We start from the raw sequence: 4,234 nt of genomic DNA, 5'->3' as shown, positions 1-4,234 counted from the left end.
GTCCCGAAGGCCTCGGCGCGGGCCTGCTCGCCGCCGAACTCCTGCTGCGCCGCTGCGTACGCCGCTTCGACGGGGTCACCGGCGACGTCTTCGGCGCCCTGTGCGAAGTGGCGGCGACCACGGCCCTGCTGGTCCTCGCCCTCGGCTGAGCCCCTGGCCGAACCCCCGGCCGAGCCCCCGCCTGAGCCCGCACCCGGGCCCGCGCCGGTGCCCGCGTACCCTCGGGGGGTGGACGAGACGGGGACCCAGACACAGACCGGCGGGCCCATCAGGGTGCTGCTCGCCGACGACCAGGCGCTGCTGCGCAGCGCGTTCAAGGTGCTCGTCGACTCCGAGGCCGACATGCAGGTCGTCGGCGAGGCCTCCGACGGGGCCCAGGCCTACGCCCTCGCCCGCGAACGGCGGGCCGACGTGGTCCTCATGGACATCCGGATGCCCGGCACCGACGGGCTCGCCGCCACCCGCCTGATCAGCGCCGACCCCGAGCTCTCCGCGGTCCGGGTCGTCATGCTGACCACCTTCGAAGTGGACGAGTACGTGGTCCAGGCCCTGCGCGCAGGAGCCTCCGGCTTCCTCGGCAAGGGCGCCGAGCCCGACGAGCTGCTGAACGCCATCCGCGTCGCGGCGGCCGGCGAGGCGCTGCTGTCCCCGGCCGCGACCAAGGGCCTCATCGCCAGCTTCCTCGCCCAGGGCGGCCACGCCGAGCCCCCCGCCGCCGGTTCGGCCCACGCAGAACGCCTCGCCGCGCTGACCGTCCGCGAGCGCGAGGTCCTCGTACTGGTCGCCGCGGGCCTCTCCAACGACGGCATCGCCGCCCGGCTCGAAGTCAGCCCGCTCACCGTCAAGACCCACGTCAACCGGGCCATGGCCAAGCTCGGCGCCCGCGACCGGGCGCAATTGGTGGTCATCGCGTACGAATCGGGCCTGGTCCGCCCGCGCGCCGACTGACCCGCAGGACTCCGCGCGGGACGGAGTACTGCGGACGCGGTATGCCGCACATAAGGACAGGACCTGGGAGCGACGCGACGGGGTCGCGGCGTGGGAGAGGCTGAAGAGCCCTCGCCTCCGTACGTACTGCAGAGAGATCCCACACCCATGTCCTGGCTGTCCCGCTTCAGCCTTTCCCAGAGAGCGCTGATCGGCCTCGTGTCGATCGTCGCGCTGCTCTTCGGCGCCATAGCCATCCCGCAGCTCAAGCAGCAGCTGCTGCCCTCCATCGAACTGCCCATGGTGTCCGTGCTCGCGCCGTACCAGGGCGCCTCGCCCGACGTGGTGGAGAAGCAGGTCATCGAGCCGATCGAAGCCACCCTCAAGGGCGTCGACGGCATCACCGGCATCACCTCCACCGCCAGCGAGGGCAACGCCCTCATCCGGGCCACCTTCGACTACGGCGACAGCGGCACCAAGCAGCTCGTCGCCGACGTCCAGCAGGCCGTCAACCGGGCCCGCGTCCGGCTGCCCTCCGAGGTCGACCCGCAGGTGGTCGCCGGCTCCACCGACGACATCCCCACCGTCGTCCTCGCCGTCACCTCGGACAAGGACCAGCAGGCCCTCGCCGACCAGCTGAACAAGTCCGTCGTCCCCGTCCTGGAAGACATCCCCGGCGTCGGCCAGGTCAGCGTGGACGGCGTCCGCGACCTCCAGGTCACCGTCACCCCCGACGACGCGAAGCTCGCCGCCGCCGGCCTCGACGCGGCGAAGCTCGGCGAGGGCCTCAAGGCGGGCGGCGCGACCGTCCCCGCCGGCTCCTTCGACGAGGAGGGCAAGAACCGCACCGTCCGCGTCGGCTCCGGCTACACCTCCCTCGCCCAGCTGGAGGACCTCCGGCTGACCCCCGGCCCCGGCAAGCCCGCCGTCCGCCTCGGTGACGTGGCCGCGGTCAAGCAGGAGCCGGCCAAGGCCGACTCCATCACCCGCACCAACGGCAAGCCCAGCCTCGCCCTCGTCCTCACCATGGACAAGGACGGCAGCGCCGTCGCCATCTCCGACGCCGTCAAGGACAAGCTCCCCGAACTGCGTTCCACCCTCGGCTCCGGCGCCGCGCTGACCGTCGTCAGCGACCAGGGCCCGGCCGTCGCCAAGTCCATCTCCGGCCTCACCACCGAGGGCCTGCTCGGCCTGGCCTTCGCGGTCATCGTGATCCTGGTCTTCCTGGCCTCGATCCGCTCGACCCTGGTCACCGCGGTCTCCATCCCGCTGTCCGTGGTCCTCGCCCTGATCGTGCTGTGGACCCGCGACCTGTCGCTCAACATGCTGACGCTGGGCGCGCTCACCATCGCCATCGGCCGCGTCGTCGACGACTCGATCGTGGTCCTGGAGAACATCAAGCGCCACCTCGGCTACGGCGAGGAGCGCGAGGCCGCGATCATCACCGCGGTACGTGAAGTCGCGGGCGCGGTCACCTCGTCGACGCTCACCACCGTCGCCGTCTTCCTGCCGATCGGACTGGTCGGCGGCATGATCGGCGAGCTCTTCGGCTCCTTCTCGCTCACCGTGACCGCCGCGCTGCTGGCCTCGCTGCTGGTGTCGCTGACCGTCGTTCCGGTGCTGTCGTTCTGGTTCCTGCGCGCCCCCAAGGGCACCTCGGAGGATCCGGAGAAGGCCCGCCGGGAGGCGGAGGAGAAGGAGGCGCGCAGCCGCCTGCAGAAGGTCTACGTACGGGTCCTGGGCTTCGCCACGCGGCGCCGCCTGACCAGTGTGGCCATCGCGGTCGTCGTCCTGGTCGCCACCTTCGGCATGACCCCGCTCCTGAAGACCAACTTCTTCGACCAGGGCGACCAGGACGTCCTGACGGTCAAGCAGGAACTGGCCCCCGGCACCTCGCTGGCCGCCTCCGACGAGGCGAGCCGCAAGGTGGAGAAGGCCCTGGCCTCCGTCGAGGGCGTCAAGGACTACCAGGTCACCGTCGGCTCCTCCGGCTTCCTCGCGGCCTTCGGCGGCGGTACGGGCACCAACCAGGCCTCCTTCCAGGTCACCCTGGACGACGCCAAGGACTCCGAGGCCGTCAAGCAGCGCATCCAGGACGCCCTGGCCAAGCTCGACGGCATCGGCGACACCTCCCTCTCGGCGGGCGGCGGCTTCGGCAGCCAGAACCTGAGCGTGGTCGTCAAGGCCGGTGACGCGGGCGTGCTCGCGAAGGCCGCCGAGCAGGTTCGCGCCGAGGTGGCCACCCTCAAGGGCGTCACCGACGTCCAGAGCGACCTGGCCCAGTCGGTGCCGCGCATCTCCGTCACCGCCACTCCCAAGACCGCCGAGGCCGGCCTGAACCAGGCCGCGCTGGGCGCGCTCGTCGCCCAGGCCGTGCGGGGCAACCCGGTGGCCAAGGCCGTACTGGACGACACCGAGCGGGACGTCGTGGTCCGCTCCTCCCGCCCGGCCGCCACCCTGGCCGAGCTCCAGGCACTGCCGGTCGGCCCGCTCAAGCTCGGCGACATCGCCGAGGTCAAGGTGGTTCCCGGCCCGGTCGCGATGACCCGGATCGACGGCGCCCGCGCCGCGACCATCACCGCCAAGCCGGTCGGCGACAACACGGGCGCGGTCAGCGCCACGCTCCAGACCAGGATCAAGGCCCTGGACCTGCCCGCCGGCGCGACCGCCGCCATCGGCGGCGTCTCCTCCGACCAGGACGAGGCCTTCGGCTCGCTGGGCCTGGCCATGCTCGCGGCCATCGCGATCGTGTTCATGCTGCTGGTCGCGACGTTCCGCTCGCTGGTCCAGCCGCTGATCCTGCTGGTCTCCATCCCCTTCGCGGCCACCGGCGCGCTGGGTCTGCTGATCGTCACCGGCACCCCGATGGGCGTCCCGGCCATGATCGGCATGCTGATGCTCATCGGCATCGTGGTGACCAACGCGATCGTCCTGATCGACCTGGTCAACCAGTACCGGGCGCAGGGGCTGGGCGTCGTCGAGGCGGTCATCGAGGGCGGCCGCCACCGGCTCCGCCCGATCCTGATGACGGCCCTGGCGACGATCTTCGCCCTGCTCCCAATGGCGCTCGGCGTCACCGGCGAGGGCGGCTTCATCTCGCAGCCGCTCGCGGTGGTGGTGATCGGCGGCCTGGTCAGCTCGACGCTGCTGACGCTGCTGCTGGTGCCGACCCTCTACACGATGGTCGAGCTCCGCAAGGAACGCCGCCGCGCGAAGAAGACGGCCCGCCTGACGGTGGTCCCGGCCCCGTCCCCGGACGAGGACCCGGTCACCGTCTGACCCGACCGGCTCCACGGGCCCCGGAGGC

3 protein-coding genes are annotated in these 4,234 nt (G+C 71.9%); all 3 read left to right on the top strand.

The window, feature by feature from the left end:
- The first annotated feature begins 23 nt into the window (after positions 1 to 23).
- The 3 genes from ACFV0Q_RS38990 to ACFV0Q_RS38980 all read left to right on the top strand — a co-directional run bounded on the left by ACFV0Q_RS38990 (position 24) and on the right by ACFV0Q_RS38980 (position 4,206).
- Positions 24 to 149: an adenosylcobinamide-GDP ribazoletransferase gene (locus tag ACFV0Q_RS38990; protein WP_385012500.1), complete on the top strand. Its 126-nt coding sequence runs from the start codon at positions 24 to 26 to the stop codon at positions 147 to 149.
- Between the two features lie 79 nt (positions 150 to 228).
- The gene (locus tag ACFV0Q_RS38985; RefSeq protein ID WP_385012498.1) at positions 229 to 948 is read left to right on the top strand and encodes a response regulator; all 720 of its coding nucleotides are present in this window, start codon (positions 229 to 231) and stop codon (positions 946 to 948) included.
- 147 nt (positions 949 to 1,095) lie between these two features.
- Positions 1,096 to 4,206 carry an efflux RND transporter permease subunit gene (locus ACFV0Q_RS38980; RefSeq protein WP_385012496.1) on the top strand — a complete coding sequence of 1,037 codons (3,111 nt, stop codon included), beginning with the start codon at positions 1,096 to 1,098 and terminating at the stop codon, positions 4,204 to 4,206.
- Positions 4,207 to 4,234: the final 28 nt, after the last annotated feature.

This window comes from Streptomyces sp. NPDC059564, assembly GCF_042735575.1.
Classification (GTDB): domain Bacteria; phylum Actinomycetota; class Actinomycetes; order Streptomycetales; family Streptomycetaceae; genus Streptomyces.
This window is presented reverse-complemented; position numbering and strand designations above follow the sequence as displayed.

Coding starts and splice junctions, on each gene's coding strand:
- ACFV0Q_RS38980 (WP_385012496.1), top strand. CDS start 1,096: ATGTCCTGGCTGTCCCGCTTCAGCCTTTCCCAGAGAGCGCTGATCGGC.